The sequence below is a fragment of the Candidatus Palauibacter sp. genome (assembly GCF_965237495.1).
In the GTDB taxonomy this organism is placed as follows: domain Bacteria; phylum Gemmatimonadota; class Gemmatimonadetes; order Palauibacterales; family Palauibacteraceae; genus Palauibacter.
In genome coordinates this window covers 386231-404050 of record NZ_OZ250143.1, presented here as the reverse complement: position 1 = coordinate 404050, position 17820 = coordinate 386231, and the positions used below count along the sequence as shown (strand labels likewise).

13 protein-coding genes and 1 tRNA gene are annotated in these 17820 nt (G+C 70.1%); 9 read left to right on the top strand and 5 right to left on the bottom strand.

Going from position 1 to position 17820, the window contains the following annotated elements; all coding sequences use genetic code 11:
- The first annotated feature begins 1 nt into the window (after position 1).
- From ACPXY0_RS01695 to ACPXY0_RS01680, 4 genes are read left to right on the top strand one after another with little or no spacing between them, the layout of a single operon-like run.
- Positions 2-1252: a type II toxin-antitoxin system HipA family toxin gene (locus ACPXY0_RS01695; RefSeq protein WP_423927869.1), complete on the top strand. Its 1251-nt coding sequence runs from the start codon at positions 2-4 to the stop codon at positions 1250-1252.
- Positions 1249-4077, top strand: coding sequence for a leucine-rich repeat protein (locus tag ACPXY0_RS01690; RefSeq protein WP_423927867.1), 2829 nt, complete (start codon positions 1249-1251; stop codon positions 4075-4077). Before ACPXY0_RS01695 ends, ACPXY0_RS01690 begins: the two co-directional genes overlap by 4 nt.
- An 11-nt stretch (positions 4078-4088) precedes the next feature.
- Complete coding sequence (locus ACPXY0_RS01685) at positions 4089-4322, top strand: AbrB/MazE/SpoVT family DNA-binding domain-containing protein (RefSeq protein ID WP_423927865.1); 234 nt, start codon at positions 4089-4091, stop codon at positions 4320-4322.
- Positions 4319-4510, top strand: a complete 192-nt coding sequence (locus tag ACPXY0_RS01680; protein ID WP_423927863.1) for an AAA family ATPase — start codon at positions 4319-4321, stop codon at positions 4508-4510. The genes ACPXY0_RS01685 and ACPXY0_RS01680 overlap by 4 nt, the downstream gene beginning before the upstream one ends.
- A gap of 180 nt (positions 4511-4690) precedes the next feature.
- Here ACPXY0_RS01680 and ACPXY0_RS01675 read toward each other — a convergent pair whose 3' ends face one another.
- Positions 4691-6043: an IS1380 family transposase gene (locus tag ACPXY0_RS01675; RefSeq protein ID WP_423927861.1), complete on the bottom strand. Its 1353-nt coding sequence runs from the start codon at positions 6041-6043 to the stop codon at positions 4691-4693.
- Between the two features lie 172 nt (positions 6044-6215).
- Here ACPXY0_RS01675 and ACPXY0_RS01670 point away from each other — a divergent pair, with 172 nt between their 5' ends.
- From ACPXY0_RS01670 to ACPXY0_RS01660, 3 genes are all read left to right on the top strand, one after another.
- Positions 6216-7913 carry an AAA family ATPase gene (locus ACPXY0_RS01670; protein WP_423927859.1) on the top strand — a complete coding sequence of 566 codons (1698 nt, stop codon included), beginning with the start codon at positions 6216-6218 and terminating at the stop codon, positions 7911-7913.
- A gap of 21 nt (positions 7914-7934) precedes the next feature.
- Positions 7935-10640, top strand: coding sequence for a M14 family metallopeptidase (locus ACPXY0_RS01665; RefSeq protein ID WP_423927857.1), 2706 nt, complete (start codon positions 7935-7937; stop codon positions 10638-10640).
- Positions 10641-10765: 125 nt separating this feature from the next.
- Positions 10766-11554 carry an N-acetylmuramoyl-L-alanine amidase family protein gene (locus ACPXY0_RS01660; protein ID WP_423927855.1) on the top strand — a complete coding sequence of 263 codons (789 nt, stop codon included), beginning with the start codon at positions 10766-10768 and terminating at the stop codon, positions 11552-11554.
- A gap of 23 nt (positions 11555-11577) precedes the next feature.
- On the opposite strand, the gene ACPXY0_RS01655 is transcribed toward ACPXY0_RS01660, so the two are convergent.
- Complete coding sequence (locus ACPXY0_RS01655; protein WP_423927853.1) at positions 11578-12222, bottom strand: porin family protein; 645 nt, start codon at positions 12220-12222, stop codon at positions 11578-11580.
- Positions 12223-12377: 155 nt separating this feature from the next.
- On the opposite strand from ACPXY0_RS01655, the gene ACPXY0_RS01650 reads away from it, so the two are divergent.
- Positions 12378-13085, top strand: a complete 708-nt coding sequence (locus tag ACPXY0_RS01650; protein ID WP_423927851.1) for a hypothetical protein — start codon at positions 12378-12380, stop codon at positions 13083-13085.
- 1 nt (position 13086) lies between these two features.
- Entirely contained in the window at positions 13087-15849 is a 2763-nt protein-coding gene (locus tag ACPXY0_RS01645; protein WP_423927849.1) for a TonB-dependent receptor, read from the top strand.
- 18 nt (positions 15850-15867) lie between these two features.
- Here ACPXY0_RS01645 and ACPXY0_RS01640 read toward each other — a convergent pair.
- The 3 genes from ACPXY0_RS01640 to ACPXY0_RS01630 form a co-directional block, all read right to left on the bottom strand.
- Positions 15868-15940, bottom strand: a tRNA-Lys gene (locus ACPXY0_RS01640).
- Between the two features lie 45 nt (positions 15941-15985).
- A complete protein-coding gene (locus ACPXY0_RS01635; protein WP_423927847.1) occupies positions 15986-16573 on the bottom strand; it encodes a hypothetical protein in 588 nt (195 codons plus the stop codon).
- Complete coding sequence (locus ACPXY0_RS01630) at positions 16570-17772, bottom strand: hypothetical protein (RefSeq protein ID WP_423927845.1); 1203 nt, start codon at positions 17770-17772, stop codon at positions 16570-16572. Before ACPXY0_RS01630 ends, ACPXY0_RS01635 begins: the two co-directional genes overlap by 4 nt.
- Between the last annotated feature and the right edge of the window lie 48 nt (positions 17773-17820).

Genomic DNA, 17820 nt, shown 5'->3' with positions numbered 1-17820 from the left:
CGTGGAGCGCCGGATCCTGGTCCATGTCGACCTGAACGGAACGCCGACCCTCGTCGGACGACTCCGGGTCAGAGTTCGCGGCGGCGGCGAGAGCGCGTCGTTCGACTACGATCCGGACTGGCTGAACCATCCGCGACGGTTCGCGCTCGAGCCGGCGCTGGCGCTTGGGCCCGGTCCGTTTCACACCCGACGGGCGCTCTTCGGATCGATCGGCGACTCGGCGCCGGACCGCTGGGGACGCGTCCTGCTGCGGCGCGACGAGGTTCGACGCGCCCGGCGGGACGGGCGCGCGCCCCGCACCCTCTTCGAGTCCGACTTCCTTCTCCGCGTGGATGACGAACTGCGCATGGGGGCGCTCAGGTTCTCAAGGAGCCCGGACGAACCCTTCCTCGCCGAGCCTCGCGCGAGGCGCATCCCTCCCCTGGTCGATCTGGGACGACTCCTGGCCGCCTCGACGCGGGTCACGCGCGATGAGGAAGGGGCTGACGACCTGCGGCTGCTCCTCGGGCCCGGCTCCTCGCTAGGGGGCGCCCGGCCCAAGGCCGCCGTGAGGGACAGCGACGGCGGGCTCGCCATCGCCAAGTTCCCCCATGCCGCGGACGAATACGATGTCGTGCTCTGGGAAGCCGTCGCCCTCTCGCTGGCGAGACGCGCCGGGATCGAGGTTCCCCATTGGCGTCTCGAGCGGGTCGCCGGGCAGGTTGTCCTCATCCTGCGGCGTTTCGATCGTGGCGGCGCCCGTCGCGTGCCCTTCCTGTCCGCGATGAGCATGCTGGGGGCCGACGATCGCGAGCAAAGATCCTATCTGGAGATCGCGGACGCGCTTCGCCGCCACGGAGTCGCCGCGAAGCGCGGTCTGGCCGAACTCTGGAGAAGGATCGTCTTCAGCATCCTCGTCTCGAACACCGATGACCACCTTCGCAACCACGGCTTCCTGTATGACGACGCCCCGGGCTGGCGTCTTTCTCCGGCCTACGACCTGAACCCGACCCCCACCCAGATCCGTCCGCGGGTCCTCCGCACACACATCGACGAATATGACGGGACGGCTTCATTGGACCGCGCATTGGCCACGGCGGAGTATTATGGACTCGCACTCGACCGGGCGAAGCGGATCGCCGGCGAGGTGGGGCGGGCCGTCTCCGGCTGGAGGGCCGAGGCGGCCGCTCTGGGGGCTTCCGCGAGGAGCATTGCGCGGATGGAATCCGCCTTCGAACACGAGGACCTGACGTTGGCCGGATCATGGGTTTGACACGAAGCAGGTGGGCGGCGCTCGCCGTCGCCGTGGGGATGGCCGCGTGCGACGGCGGCACGACGGAGCCGGGGCCCGAACCCGCCCGCACGCCGGTGGCGACGGTCGTGGCGGGCTCGCCGGAGGCGTCCGAGGGCGTGGACGCCATCGTGTCGATCCGGCTCGATCCCGCGCCCACCACACCCCTCACCGTTCGGTACACGCTCGCGGCCGACGAGGACCCCGGCACGGCTGATGCCGATGCGGCGGACTATGAACCCGGCACGTCGGCGTCCTTCCCCGCCGGGACGAGCGTCGTCGAGGTCCGGATCCCGATCCGGGACGACGCGGACATCGAGCCGGCGCGCGAATTCTTCCTGTTCAGCCTCGATCCGCCGGCGACGGACGCCGGATATGTCCTCGGGGGGACGACCTCCACGGCGGTGACGATCAAGGAGGGCGTCTGCGACCGCACGCCCGAGATCCGGGACGCTCTCGTCGTGCGCACGCGGGCCACGAGTTGTCAGGGGGTGACGGTTTCTCATCTCGGGATCACGACCCTGAACCTGGCCGGGTTCGAGCTCCCGACTCTGCGGCGGGGCGACCTGTCCGGTCTCTACAACCTGAGGAACCTCGACCTCTCCGGCGTCGGCTTCACGGAGTTCCCGGCGGGGGCCTTCGCCGATCTCGCGAGCCTCGAGACGCTGCGCCTGCGGAACAACGGCTTCGAGACGCTGCCGGAGGGTGCCTTCGAGGGGCTCTCGAGCCTCGCGACGCTGGACCTCGGTGAGAACGAACTCGCGGCGCTGCCGGAAGGCGCCTTCGAGGGGCTCCCGGCGCTGGAGAGCCTCGAACTGCGGGGGAACGCGTTCGCCACCCTGACGCCGGGCACCTTCGCCGGGCTCGCGCGCCTGGCACGGCTGAACCTGGCCAGCAACGACTTCGAGACGCTGCCCCGGGGCGCCTTCGCCGGGCTCCCCGCGCTCGAGTGGCTGTACCTCGGCAACGGCCGAATCGGGGAAGTGGACGCGGGCGCCTTCGCCGGCCTCTCCGGGCTCGAGAGCCTGCTCCTGCAGGACAGCGGGCTGGAGACGCTGCCCGGCGATGTCTTCCAGGGGCTCTCCAGCCTCCGGGAACTGCGGCTGGACCGGAACCAGCTCGAGACGCTGCCCGAGGACGTGTTCGCGGGCCTCACGCGGCTGGAGGTGCTGCGCTTGTACGGCAACCGGCTCGCCACGCTCTCCCCGGCACCCTTCGCGGGGCTCGCGGACCTCCGGATTCTGCGGCTGGACCGGAACCGGATGACGGGTCTGCCCGAGCGAATGTTCGTCGGACTCGCGAGCCTCGATACGCTCCTCCTGACCGACAACCCCGGGGCTCCGTTCACGCTCCAGCTGGATGTCGAGCGCACGGACGGCGAGGCCCCCGACGCCGCGAGCCCGGCCCGGATCGGGCTCCGCCTGGCCGCGGGAGCGCCCTTCCGCATGCGGGTCCCGTTGTCCGTACACGGCGGCGCACTGTCGGCGGATTCGGCCGTCATCGAGGCCGGGAGCGAGCGGAGCGCGGAGGTCATCGTCACGGGCGGCGGGGGCGGCGCGGGCGAAGCACAGGTCGTGGCGGGGCCGGCGCCCTCGATCCCGGCGGCGGCCTCCGGCCTCGAGATCGGGCTCGGCGACCCCCTGGCCCTGTTCGGGTCGGGCGGGAACCGGCCGCCGGTGCCGGTGCGCGACGTGTCGCCGCAGCGGATGCAGGCGGGCGCCCACGAGACCATGATCGACATGTCGTCCCACTTCCGGGACCCGGAGGAAGAGGGGCTGACCTACACGGCCGGAACGTCCGATTCCGCCGTGGTCGTGGGAGGGATCAAGGGGGACACGGTGATCCTGACCCCCGTGGCCCGGGGATCCGCGATGGCCACGGTGACCGCGGCCGACTCGGCGGGAGGCACGGCGGAGATCTCCTTCCGGGTGACGGTGAGAGAGGCGAACTCCCGCCCGTTCGACATCGATCTCATCCTCCTCGACGAGGTCACGGAGTCGCAGGCGGAGGCGCTGGACGAGGCGGTGCGCTTCTGGTCGGCGATCCTTGCGGACACGGAACTGCCGGACGTGCCGCTCGGCCAGGACGCGGAGACGGGGTGCTGGGACATCCAGAGCGAGCAGCGCATCGGGACGGTGGACGATGTGGTCGTCGTGGCCTCGGTCCGGGAGATCGACGGCGTCGGCCACACGCTGGCCCGGGCCGGGCCGTGCGGAATCCGCGCGGGATCCGCCCTCCCCTTCCTCGGCGCGGTCGAGTTCGACGCCGCCGACCTGGCTTCGATGGCGGAGGACGGCGACCTGAAGGATGTCGGGGAGGTGATCCTGCACGAGATCGGCCACGTGCTCGGGATCGGCACGGTGTGGAGCTACCACGGCCTGCTCCGCGACCCGTCGCTCCACAATCCGGACGCGGACACCCACTTCACGGGCCGGCTGGCCATCCAGGCGTTCGACGAGAAGGGCGGTCTGAACTACGACGACGGCGAGAAAGTGCCGGTCGAGAACCAGTCGGGTCCCGGGGCCGCCGACTCGCACTGGCGGGAATCGGTGCTGGGGCACGAGTTGATGACGCCCTACCAGGCCATCGGGGAGCGCGAACCCCTGAGCCTGATCACCGTCCAGTCGCTGGCGGATCTCGGCTATACGGTCAAGGTGGGCCTGGCGGAATGGTACCAGCTGCCGCAGCCGGATGCCGCGGCGCGCGCGGCCCCCGCTCGCGCGATCCCCTACGGCGACGACATCCTGAGAGGACCGATCACCGTCGTCGACCCGGACGGCCGGGTCGTCCGCGTCATACCGAACTGATGGATTGCAACATGAGCATCGTGACCATTTCTTCCCGGTATCGGATCGCGATTCCCGGGGACGTGCGGGACCGCCTGCGGCTCAGACCGGGCCAAAAGGTGCAGGTTCTGGCCTTCGATGGACGGGTCCGGCTGATTCCGCTCGAACCCATCGAGGCCGCCCGCGGCTTCGTGCGGGGCATCGATACGACCGTCAACCGAGACCGAGACCGGTCGGATGTGGGGAGAAATCCGGATCTGAGATGAGGCCGCTACACTATCTCGAAATACGGAACTTCAAGCAGTTCGGAGATGCGCAGCGCATTGAACTGGACCATCCCACGGTTCTGATCGGTCCGAACAACTGCGGCAAGACGACTGCGATCCAGGCGATGGCGCTCTGGTCACAGGCCGTGAACCCGGATCCTGCGTTGGCGCATAGTCGGGCGGCCTGAGGGCGATTATGACCGGCGGTTGTGGCGACTTGGCGCGGGCGGTGGCGTTTTCGGGGCCGGACCGGGCCTCGGCGGAGGGCCGGCGGGGCTCGGGAGGGGTCCCGAACGGCTCGCGGAGACACGGGGAGTGGGCGCCGCCGCGCGGCGCCTTCGGAAAGCCGGAGTTGGGGCCGGTCAGATTTAGGCGGGCGCGGGCGGCGGGAGACCCCGCTCGATGGCCCGGAGCGCCGGTCGCAGGAGGCCGAGGGCCGGTTCGGCGCGCGCGAACCCGAGCGAGGTTCGGCGGGCGTGGGAGGTGATCCTGGCGGGGGCGCGCAGCAGGCGCAGCCGGATGCCGCGCGGCTGCACGGCGCGCCAGCGGCCGCCGAGGAAGTTCGCGCGCAGGATGTGGAGGAGTTGGTAGGCGAGCACGGCGAGGCTCCACAGCAGGGCGTTGCCGCCGAGGTCGTCCACCGCGGTGCGGCCGGCCGAGAGCTGGCCCAGCTCCTCGATCCGCTGCTCGACGACCGCGCCCGCGTTGTAGGCGCGCCACGCCTCGACGGGGCCGATGCTCCCGATGTTGGTCAGAACGTCGGCGCTCATCGTGGTCTCCCACGCCGCGAGATCGAGTTCTCCCTCGTCCGGCCCGACCCGTCTCCGCCTCTCGACCGAGAGAAGCCGCGTCCCCCACAGCTCGCCGGAGGCCGTCCTCAGTTCCCGGTCCCCGGCCTCGTCCCGGGCGGCGGTCTCCCAGGCGCCCCGGAAGCCGTCGAGCCAGGCGTGCCGCGGCACCTTGAGCAGATAGGACACGCCGAGCTCCTCCATGCGCCGCGCGATGGACTTGGAGAAGAACCCCTTGTCCAGCCGCACGGTGATCCGCCGCACCCCCGCCCCCCTCAGGCGGGCCACCAGCTCGGCCAGCCACGCCTCCGCCCCCCGGGCCGTGTGCGCGCCCCCCGGCCGCCAGCGCACCCCGAGGCAGTCGCCCGTCTCCAGGACGTAGGCCAGAAGGGGGTGGTGCGAGGGGCGGCCCCGCTTCTTCGGGTTGTAGCCCCGCTCCGCCCCGGCCTGCTTCAGCCCGTAGCGCACCACGACGGTCGAGTCCATGACGATCGTCGCCGACCGGGGCGCCCCGCCGGCCAGCTCCCAGCGCCGCCGCACCATCCGCCACAACAGCTCGTCCAGAAGCGGCGACAGCACGGCCGCCGAACCCCGCAACCAGCGCCCGAACGTGGCCGGGTGCGGCACCCGCGCCCAGCCGAAGATGCGGCGCACGCCCCGCCGCTCCAGAAGCGGCGGGTCGTCCATCGCCCCGCCGCCGTACAGGAGCAGCACCACCCACGACTCGACCATGAGCGATGGCCGGTAGCGGCCGGGGACGTTCCCGCTCCGCCGGTCGATCCAGCCGCCCAGCCCCAGCGCGTCCCACAGCTTCCGAACCACGACGAGGCCGCCCGCGTCGGTGATCCGCCCGCCGCCCCCGCGGACCCTCAGCGCGGCCGCCGATCCTTGCACGTGCGGGCGCGGTCCGGTATAGTCGTTTCCACGCACCATTCGGGTGTCCTCCGTTCCGGGGTGAACTCTTGTTCAGTCCCTCTGAACGTAGGGCCCCGGGCGGTGCTTTTCCATAGTCCGAAACTATGATCTCACTATCGTCAAGGCCTCCACGGCCCGGCTACGGCCGCCCTCCCGGACGAGCCCCGCGCCCACGATCGCAGGATCCGGGGTGAAGACGTGGTTCGAGCGCAAGGGCGAAGCTCCCCCTCGCAAGCGAACCGCGACAGCGCTCAACCGGCTGAGCATCGTCTCCGTACCTGTGCCGCGTACCCGCCAGTTCTGGCACAACACCGTGGTTCGCACCGGCCGAACGAACATCATGATGGAGATCACGCTCGGCGTCCTGCACGAGGGTGACATTTGTCCCGTCACGATGAGTTTCCGCAACTCTGGTACCGAACTTGTCTATTGCACGCCGGATGAACCGACGCTGGCGAACCCCGGCGCCATCGAAACCGCCGCCGGGATCGATGTGCGACTTCTGTACCCGATGTCCGGGATCGACATCGAGGAGCCGCTCCTCCAGCCGGGCCGGGTCGACGTGCTGCTCGGCCAGGGACAGACGGCCCAGGTACTGCGCAACCTCTGTCTGATGGTGTACCAGGACGACCCCGATAGTTGGGGACGTATCGTCCGGTTGATGGGTCGCTTGTTCGCGATCGAACTCGAGGACCCCACCGAGACGGTGCGCGGCGGCATCGCTCTCCAGTACAAGCAGTCAGGAGTACGGGAGCCGCTCGAGATCGCCCTCGCTGGCCGGGGGCTCCAGCAGATGCTGCTCATCCTCGCATACATCCATTCCCACCCTCGGAGCGTCCTGCTCATCGACGAGCCCGACGCACACCTCGAGATTCTTCGTCAGAAGCAAGTCTACACGCTGCTGCGTCAAGTCGCCGCCGAGAACGACTCGCAGGTGGTCATCGCGACCCATTCCGAAGTCGTATACGCGGAAGCGCTCAAGGACAGCCTTACTCTACTTCTCGGCGGGGCCGTGTACAGCCTGGCGGAACGGGATGACATCCGCGACGCCCTGACATATTACGGGGCTGAACACTACGTCCGCGCTCGGCAAAGAGGTCATGTGCTCTATACCGAAGGGCAGACCGACTTCGATATCCTCCACGCGCTCGCGCGCAGGCTGCAACACCCCGTTGCGGACATTTGGGAAAACGATGGAGGTATCAACGCATACTATACGCAGGACAATTCCCCGGTTCGGGATGTCGAATCCGAGCTTAGCCGCGTGGAAGGGGGCTTCGGCGACCCGCAGGGCCATTTTTCGATCATGGAAGGAATGCTGCCCGGACTGAGGGGCCTATGGATTCGGGACAGCGATGGCCGCCCGCGCGCCGATTCGGTGGAGGACGGCCTCTCGATCACTTTCTGGCGACGTTACGGAATTGAGAATTATGTCGTCCACCCCGGGATTCTCCGGCGGTTTGCGGAGGAAGACATCGTCGCCTGGCAGCGGGCGCATCCCTCCGATCCAGAATTCGACAGAGAGAGCCTCCGAGAATCGATCGATGAAGTGATGCACGAGGTTGTTCTGGAGCGCGTTCTTGATGGCGACACCCGAGCCCTCTCAACCTGGAAAAAGCTGGATCCCGAGGCTGCGCAGCTGCTGTGGCTCGGCCACGCGAACTCGGTGAAGCTGAGCGACGTGGCAGAGCAGTTCTTTCGGCTCCTGGGAGAGAGACTGGGGATTCCCATGCTATTGAGGAAACGAGACCTGTACCGGCTGGTGAATCTGATCGAACCCGCGGATATCCCGCAGGAAGTCTCCGATAAGCTGGACCTGCTGATGGAACTCGTGGAACCGGCCCGTGGCACGGCAGCACGATCCGAAGAGTCTGGAGTGGAAGTGTAACCTCTTCGCAGGAGACATCAGGTGTCGGAACGGACATCCGGCGTTAGGGCGACCTTCCGGGGTGCACTGGCATGTGCAGTCCCGTGCGCAGCCGCGCTGCTCGCGGGGTGCGCGGACGGCGGCGGGGCCGGCGACGTGCCCACCCCCGCGGAGATCATCGGGTTCGCGCCCGGCGAGGATTACAAGCTCACGAACTACGATGGGATCAGGGCATACTTCGAGGCGCTCGCCGCGTCCACCGACCGCATGGCGCTGGAACAGATCGGCGAGAGCACCCGCGGCGAACCGCTCTATCTGGCGGCGATCTCGTCGCCCGCGAACCTCCGCCGCATGGAGCGGCTCAAGGAGATCACGCGGACGCTCGCCTACGCGCGGGATCCCGGAGCCGGGTACGGATCGGTACTGGCCGAGGACGAGGCGAGGGCGCTGGCGCGGGAAGGCGTCGCCATCGTGTGGATCGACGGCGGGCTGCACGCGACCGAGGTCGCGCACGGGCAGGTCATGCCCGAGATGGCGCACCACTTCGTGACGGACGAGTCCCCGGAGACGCGGCGGATCCGCGACAACGCGATCGTCCTGCTGATGGCGAACATGAACCCGGACGGGCTCAACATCGTGGCCGACTGGTACATGTCGAACGTCGGCGGCGAGTTCGAGATGGCGCGCGTCCCCGAGTTGTACCACCACTACATCGGGCACGACAACAACCGCGACTGGTACATGCTGACGCAGGTCGAGACGCAGGCCGTGACGCGGCAGCTCTATCACAACTGGTTCCCGCAGATCGTCTACAACCAGCACCAGTCGAGCCCCTTCCCCGGCCGGATCTGGATGCCGCCGTTCGAGAACCCGGTGAGCCCGAATCTGGACCCGCTGGTCGTGAGTTCGATCAACCAGATGGGGCATTCGATGCGACGCCGGTTCGACGAAGAGGGGAAGCCCGGCGTGAACAGCGACATCGTGTTCGACCTGTGGTGGAACGGGTCGATGCGCGGCGGGCCCGACTACCACAACATGCTCGGCTTCCTCACGGAGACGGCCGGCGCGGGCTACGCGACGCCGCGCTGCTACGACGAGGACGAGATCCCCGACACGTTCGGCGCCCGCGCCGGGAACCTGCCCGCGAAGACGCCCTCGACGAACTACAACAACCCCTGGCTCGGCGGCTGCTGGCACATCCGCGACGCCATGGACTACATGATGACCGCGGCGAAGGCCGTGGCGGACATGGGGGCCAAGCTCAGGGAGGAGTACCTCTTCAACCACTACCGCATGGGCCGGCGCCAGATCGAGCGCGGGAACGCGGCCGAGGGCGGACCGTTCGCCTACGTGCTGGACCCCGGGGCGTCGCACGACCCGGGCGCGGTCGTCGAGTTCATGGGTCTGATGTCGCGGTCGGGGATCGAGTTCGTGCGCGCGTCGGAGGGGTTTTCGGCGGGAGATCCGACGGGAGACCTCGCCTTCCCCGCGGGGTCGTACGTGATTCCGCCCCAAGCCTTCCGGCCGTACGTCGTCGACCTGATGGAGCCCAAGCAGTACCCGGACCGTCGGCAGTTCCCCGGCGGGCCGCCCGAGCCCCCGTACGACATGACCGGCTACGAACTCCGCTTCCAGATGGGCCTCGAGGTGGTGAACGTGGACGAGCCGTTCGAGATGCCGCCCGGAGAGTGGGGGGAGGTGTCGGCGGAGGTCGGCGAGGTGCGCGGCGAGGGCGCGGCGGGCTTCGCGCTGCACGGGAACTCGAACTGGGTCTACCGTGGGCTGGCCGCGGCCGCGGAGGCCGGGGAGCGCTTCCGGACCACGCGCGACCTGTCGACGCCGAACGGCGTCATTCCCGCCGGCTCGTACTGGCTCCCGGGGTTGTCGAGCGACGCGGCGATGGCGCTCGCGGCCGAGCACGGGCTCACGCTCACCGGCGTGCCCGATCCCCTGCCCTCCGACGCGACCGCCGCGGCACGCGCCCCGCGCGTCGCGATCTACCGCTCGTGGCAGGCCCCGATGCCGGAAGGCTGGACCCGCTGGGTGCTGGACCGGTACGGCTTCGAGTGGGAGAACGTGTGGGACGCCGACGTGCGGAGCGGCGACCTGTCCCGCTTCGACGTCATCCTCCTCCCCTCGCAAGGCTCGGGGGGCATCGCGAGCGGGAACGAACCGGGCAGCATGCCGGAGCAGTACACGGGCGGCCTGGGCGAGGAAGGCGCCGCCCGGCTGCGGGCATTCGTCGAGGGCGGAGGCTGGCTCGTCGCCGTCGACCAGGCGGTGGACTACGCGGTCGAGACGTTCGGCCTCCCCTTCCGGAACCGGACGCGGGGACTCTCCTCGCGGGATTTCTTCATCCCCGGCTCCGTGATCCGGCTCGACATCGACCCCTCCCACCCCCTCGGCTACGGGATGGACGAGGAGGCGATGGCCCTCTTCTCCCGCAGCCAGGTGCTCGAGCGGACGGGCGGCGGCGGCGGGGCGGGCGGCGGCGGGCGGATCTCGACCCCGGTGTGCTACGCCGACCCGGACTTCCTCGTCAGCGGCTGGACGCTGGGCGGCGACGAGGTGCTCGCGGGCTACCCCGCCGCCGCGCAGGTGGGGGTCGGGCAGGGACAGGTCGTGCTGTTCGCGTTCCGCCCACACTTCCGCGGGCAGCCGCGCAACACGTTCAAGCTCCTGTTCAACGCGCTCGCCGCCTCCGCGACGGACGGCCTCCCCGCGAGCCCGGGGCTCCGCTGCCGCTGAATCCTGTGGCGCTTCACCCTCGTCCCTGAAGTGTTGCCGGGGGCTCGACGCGCGGGTTAGCCTCAACGATCCGGACCGCGGGGGGGTTGAAGTCGTGGGAGCCGCGCTCGCGAGGAGGTCTCGACTTGAAGCTGACGGTACTCACGGCCGCCGTGGTTCTGTTCGCAGCCGGGTTCGTGGGACCCGGCGTCGGCATGGCCGCGGCCCAGGAACAGCGCGCCACCGAGCGCGACGCGTCCGACGACGCGAGCGACAGGTGGAGCAGGTGGCGTAACTACAACCGCTACCCCGGCCCCATCCCCACCCCCGAGGAGTGGGGCGCCCCCGCCGGCCCGATCCGCATCGGACTCCAGGCCGGGCACTGGCGCGCCGACGAGGCCCCGCGCGAACTCAGGCGTCTCCGCTACAACGGGACGCAGTGGCGGGGGACCGCCGAATGGGAGGCGAACCTCGCCATCGCCGAACTGGCGGGCGCGCAACTCGAAGCGCTCGGCTACGAGGTCGACATCCTCCCCGCCGTCGTGCCCCCCGGCTACCGGGCGCACCTCTTCATCGCGATCCACGCGGATGGGAGCGACAGCCCGGCGGCCTCCGGATACAGGGTCACCTCCCCGCGGCGTGACGCCACGGGACGGGCCGAGGACGCGGCGCGCCTGCTCCGGGACACCTACGGCGCGGCGACCGGACTCAGGAACCTGCCGGTACAGACCCGCCGCATGCAGAACTACTACGCCTTCAACTACCGGCGGTACGAGCACGCGCTCCACCCGATGACGATCGCGTTGATCATCGAGACGGGTTTCATCACGAGCGCGCACGACCGAAGGGTGATCCTCGACGCGCCGCAGAGAGCGGCCAAAGGGATCGTCGAGGCGGTGAAGGCCTTCCCGATCACGGCGCTGCCCGGCCGTTAGCCGCGGGCGGGCGCCCCGCGACGTTAGCCGCCCAGCCGCATCCCGACCCCTCCGAAGAACGTCAGGTTGCGCGCCTTCGCTCCCTCGGAGGCGGGATCCCAGTGGAGGTTTCGCACGCCGAAGTTGTAGCGGGCGTCGAGGAGGACGAACCACCCGGTGGACACCGTGGCCTCGAGGCCGAGGCCGACGATGAGCCCGACATCCGCCACCCCGCGCCGCATGAAGCGGCCCTCGCAGCTGTCGCTCTGCTCGTGCTGGGACACGCCCCCGCTGGTTCGGCAGCCCACCTCGTGCGCCCAGTAGCCGCCACCGCTGAGGAACGGGCGCACGCCCGTCGGGTTGCGGGTCATCCGCAGCCTGAGCATGACGGGGAAGTCCAGGTACGTCATCCGCGTGGTCGAACCGTCCTGGTACTCCCCGTCCGTCGCGAAGCCCCTGTGCATGTAGAGCACCTCGAGCTGGACATCGACCCGGTGCGAGATCGGGAACGTCGCGAACCCGCCCGCGGCCGTGCGCGCCCGGTGACGCGAGGTGAACGCGTCGTAGAAGTCGGCGTCCGCGAAGGTCACCCCGCCCTTGACCCCGAACGCGCGCTGTCCTTCGAGGGTTGCGGGGAAGACGAGCAGCGTCGCCGCCGCGAGTCCCGCCAGCCACCTGGTGACCTTCACATCGGGCTCCTTCCCATCGAGTCGCGCCGAAGAGACGGATGACAAGTTGCGCCCCTCCCTCCCGCGTGTCATCTCTCGACGTCCCGTCGCGGTCCGCTGGCGGTGCCGTCGCGGTCCCATCGCCGGGTGGAGGAGCGAACCGGAGAGAGTCCCGGATGACCGAGCGCAGGTACGGGGAAGAAGAGGTGAGGGAGATCTTCGCGCGCGCCTCCCGGGCGGGCGAGGAGATCTCTCTCGTCCCCGTCCATGAGCCGGATCGCGGGGACGAGGGGCTCACGCTGGAAGCGCTGCAGGCTATCGGCCGGGAGGCCGGCCTCTCCCCCGACCGCGTCGCGCGGGCGGCCGCCGCGCTCGATGCCGCGCCGGAGATCCTCCCGCGCCGGAAGCTGCTGGGCCTCCCGACTACGGCCGGCCGCATCGTCGACCTGCCCCGCGAGGCCACGGCGCGCGAGTGGCAGTTCCTTGTCTCGGAGCTGCGGACGACCTTCGACGCGAAGGGCGAGGTCCGGGCCGAGGGCGGCATCCGCGAGTGGAACAACGGGAACCTCCACGCCGTGCTGGAACAGACGAAGGATGGCCACCGCCTCCGCTTGGGGACGGCCAAGAGAGAGGAGACGGTGGGGATGATCATCATGGGAGCCACCGGACTCGGGATGGCGGGCTTCCTCTCCATCGTCCTGATCGCCGACGGAAAGGCGGGGGCTCCGATGATCATGCCCGCCATGTTCGGGCTGGGCGGGGTGGCGGCCCTGGTTGCCGCCTCTCTCCGCCTGCCGCGCTGGGCGAGTGAACGCGAGCGCCAGATGGAGCACATCGCCGCGTGGACGCGCGACCTGCTCTCCGCACCGCCGAAGGAGGACTGACATGCGCCGACCCCCCGGCATCTTCTTCAACGCCGTCTTCGTCTCGGCTCTGGCGCTGGGGGCGAGTCCCGCACCGCTCCTCGGGCAGGGCGGGCTCGACGTCATCGTGCAGGACGCGACGAGCGGAGGGGGGCTGCCGCGGGCTCAGATCTCGCTGCCGGGGCTCGGCTACGGCGGGATCACCGACGTGGAGGGCCACTTCCACATCGCGAACCTCCCGCCCGGCCCGCTCGAGGTGGAGGTGCGCCTCCTCGGCTACGGCATCGAGCGACGCGAGACCACGATCCTCGACGGCGAGGTCGTGACGCTCGAGGTGCCGCTCGCGCAGACGGTCATCTCGGTGGCGGGACTCGTCGCGGTCGGCAGCCGCTCGCGCCCGCGCACGGCGACGGAATCGATGGTCCCGATCGACGCCATCGCCCCGTCGGAGCTGATGGACCAGGGGGACACCGACATCGGCGACCTCCTGAGGACGACGATCCCCTCCTACAACATCAACCCTCAGGCGTCCGGGGACGGGGCGAAGATCATCCGGCCGGCGAACCTCAGGGGGCTGGCGCCCGACCACACGCTCGTGCTCGTGAACGGGAAGCGGCGGCACCGGGCGGCGGTCATCACCTGGATCGGCAACGGGGTCTCGGACGGGGCGCAGGGGCCGGACCTGTCCAGCATCCCGGCGATCGCGCTCAGGCAGGTCGAGGTGCTGCGCGACGGGGCCTCGGCGCAGTACGGGTCCGACGCGATCGCCGGCGTGATGAACTTCCACCTCAAGGACGCGCGTTCCGGCGGCGCGCTCGAGGTGCGGAGCGGCGGGTTCGCCGACGGCGGCGGCGAGGGCTACACGATCTCCGGCAACACCGGCCTCCCCCTCGGCCCGACCGGGTTCGCGAACCTGAGCGCCGAGTACGGCCGCTCGAACTCGACGAGCCGCAGCGTGCAGCGAACGGACGCCGAGGTCCTCGCCGCGGCGGGGAACACGCATGTGCGCGATCCGGCGCAGATCTGGGGCGCGCCGGAGATAGAGGACGACCTCAAGCTGTGGGGCAACTTCGGCTACTTCCTCGGCGGCAACACGAAGGTCTACGCCCACACCAACTACGCCAGCCAGCAGGTGACGGGGGGCTTCTTCTTCCGCAACCCGAACACCCGGAGCGGCGTGTTCAGCCTCGACGGGGGCGAGACGCTTCTGATCGGCGACCTGCTCGACGCGCAGGACGGGGTCCTCGACGGCTCCGCCGGCTGTCCCGAGGTCCGGGTCACGAGCGGGCTGCCGGACCCCACCGCCCTCGAACGCGTGTTGGCGGACCCGAACTGCTTCACCTTCCAGAAACGGTTCCCGGGCGGCTTCACCCCCCAATTCGGGGGGGATGTGACGGACGCGTCGCTCGTCGCCGGCGTCGAGGGCCAGGCCGGGCGCCTCCACTGGGATGTGAGCGGCAACTGGGGCCGCCACGAGGTCGACTTCTTCATCTTCAACACGGTGAACGCCTCGCTGGGCCCGGACACGCCGACCGAGTTCGACCCGGGGCTGTACCGGCAGGTGGAAATCGACCTGCACGTCGACGCGGCCTACACCGTGAGCGACCTCCTCGACCTCGCGGCGGGCGTGGAGTGGCGGGACGAGCACTTCACGGTCGGACTCGGCGACCAGGCGTCGTGGACGCTGGGCCCGCTCGCGGCCCAGGGGTTCGGCGCGGGCTCGAACGGCTTTCCCGGCTTCAGCCCGATCGCGGCCGGCGACTGGCACCGCACGAACACCGCCTTCTACGCGGACGCCGAACTCCGGGATTACCGGAACGACCGCTGGACGCTGGGCGGCGCCCTCCGGCTCGAGGACTTCGAGGACTTCGGGTCGACGCTGAACGGGAAGCTCGCCGGCCGCTACGGGCTCACCCGCGCACTCGCGCTCCGGGGCAACGTGAGCACGGGCTTCCGGGCGCCCACGCCCGGCCAGCAGAACGCCTTCAACGTGTCGACGCTGTTCGACCGCGAACTCGGGGACCTCGTGAACAGCGGCACGATCCCCTCCACATCGAGAGTCGCCGCGTTGCGGGGCGGGGTCCCGCTCGACGCCGAGAAGTCGCGCAACTTCGCGTTCGGCGCCGTGCTGGGCGGCGGCGGGGCCTTCCACCTGACGGCCGACTATTTTCGCGTCGCCCTGTCGGACCGGATCGCGTTGACGCAGCGCTTCAATCTCACGCCGGACGAGCAGACCCGGCTCGTCGAGGAAGGCATCGTGAGCGCGCGGAACCTGCAGGAGTTCCGCTTCTTCACGAACGACTTCAGCACGCGCACGCAGGGCGTCGACGTCGTCGCCACCTACGCGCCGCCCGCCCTCGGGGGCGGCACGTCGATCAGCTTCGCCTTCAACCACACGGACACGCGCGTCACGCAGTTCGATCCGGAGAAGGTGGACGACACGCGGATCCGCCAGCTCGAGGAAGCGCTCCCGGCGACCCGCTGGCTCCTTACGGGCAAGCACGCGCTCGGGCGGCTGGGGCTGATGGCGCGGGTGAGCTACTACGCCGGCTGGTTCGACGCCCGGGACGACTACTCGTATCCCGGCGAGACGCTCCTCGATCTCGATGCGTCCTGGTCGATCAACGAGTCGCTGACCCTCTCCGCCGGCGGGCAGAACGCCCTCAACCACTATCCCGAGGAGAATCCCGGGGCCACGTTCTCGGGCAACCGCTACGGTCCGGGATCACCGTTCGGCTCCAACGGCGGCTTCTACTACGCCCGTCTCGGATACCGCTGGAACTAGAGTTGGGCGTGCCGGCAATGACCGGGGTGGGGGTCGAACCCACGACCTGCGGATTAAAAGTCCGTTGCTCTACCAACTGAGCTACCCGGCCGGCAGGCGAAGCTAACACGATCGCCCGGGGTGTTCACCTCGCGGTTCAGCCCGGGGGACGCGCCGGGGGACGCGGCGGCGGACGCGGCAGTCCCAGGATGATGTCGAGGGACGCGCTGTCCGCCGCCAACCCCGGCGGAAGCCCGCCGGAGTGGTCGCGCAGGATGGCGCGCACCTGTCCGGTGACGCGGTCGCGGACCAGCATCGCCCGCCCCCCGTCCGACCGATCCAGTGTGGCCACGCCCTCCGGGCCGCGCAGTTCGATCCGGTCCAGCGCCTCGGTCCACGCGGGATCGAAGGGGATCGCGACGGTGAAGCCGCTCCCCCCCTCGCTGGTTTCGCTCGGCGTGAGGCTCACGGAGAATAGCGTGTCCCCCTCCGCGTCCAGTCCCCTCATCCGATACGGCCCCGGCTCCTCGGGCAGCCGGACCGCCCCCTCGTAGGCGAAGGCCGGCCCGAGGACGATCTCGCCGTCCCGGACCCCTCCCGACACGAGGAGCACCATCGACTCCTGAGGCGGCGGTCGCTCCTGCGGCAAGATGTCGGCCTCGAGCGTCCTGCACCCCGCTGCGGCCAACGCCAGCGCCACCGCCGGCACGAGCCTGGATCGTTTCCCTCGCTCTGTCCCGTTCATGGTCCGCTCGTACCCCCGAGGCCCCCGTAGTGCTCCAGCATGAAGCGCCGGATTACGCGGGCGACCCGGGCCGCGTAGGCTCGCTGGCTCGCGGGCGTGTCCCGCAGCCCCGGGAAGTGGTGCTCGAGCTGTATGCCGCTGATCACCTCATCCTCCGTGAGCGACCCGTGTTCCCGCGTATTGTAGCCTCCGGTGAAGTAGGGCGCGTCGCCGGGGGAGGGGTCGCCGGGGCTCGGCACCGACGCGACCCCTTCCGCCTCGAGCAAACCCCCGAAGGAGGTGGAGCCCCGCAGGAGCCGCGAGAAGGGAAGCGGCGAGGTCCGCCCCAGGGCGCGGATGCTCGTGCGCGCGGCGACCCCCGCGCCCTCGAGCGCCGCGTCCGGCTGGTTCAGTTCGTCGGCCGTGAGCAGGTATCCCAGTTCGATTCGGTCCATGTCGTGCGCGTGGCCGTGCATGTCCAGATACAGTCCCGCCCCGAAATCCGCCGCCACGGCGGTGCGGGCCGACTCGATCCAGCCCTGGAACTCGCGCCACGCCTGCTCCGCGAACGGGTTGGCCTCGGCGGCCTCCCCGATCTCCCGGTTCGGGTCGAGTTTCGTCCGGCGAAGGTGGGAGAGGATGACGTGCGGCGCGCGCCCCGTGAGGTCGAGCAGGGCCCCGCCCAGGGCGAGCGTGAGTTCCACGGTGTTGAGGTCCGTGACGTGGGTTCCGAACCGACGATCGGGGATCTCGACCGGGGTCAGCCCTCCGCCGTGTGGCGCCGACAGAATCACCGGGAGGCCTCCGGGGACGTACTCGACGTAGCCGTTGCGGCCGAAGTAGCTCCGTCCCGGTTCGAACCGGACGACCTCCTCGGGGACGAAAACTTCAAGCCGCGCGCCGCCCCGAACCCCGTCGATCGTCGCGACGACCAGGGTCACGCCGGCGCCCACGGCCTCGACCACCGCGATCGATGGGCCGCCCACGGCAGCCCGGGGCGCGACTGCGGCGACGCCGGGATCTTCCACGGACCACCGGGGCGTACGGGTCACAACCGCCCCGTTGCCGGCGCGGGCGATGGTCGAAAACGTCGCTTCCCCACCCTCTCCCACGATGAGGGCCACGCCGGGGACGACCTCCACCGAGGCGACACGCGGCTCGTCGACGCCCGGCGGCCCCATTTCGCCGCCGCACGCCAACACCAGGCACGCGGCCGCCACGCGCCACGCGTGGGACCGGCTTCGCCCGAGAAACGTTCCCGCGGGAAC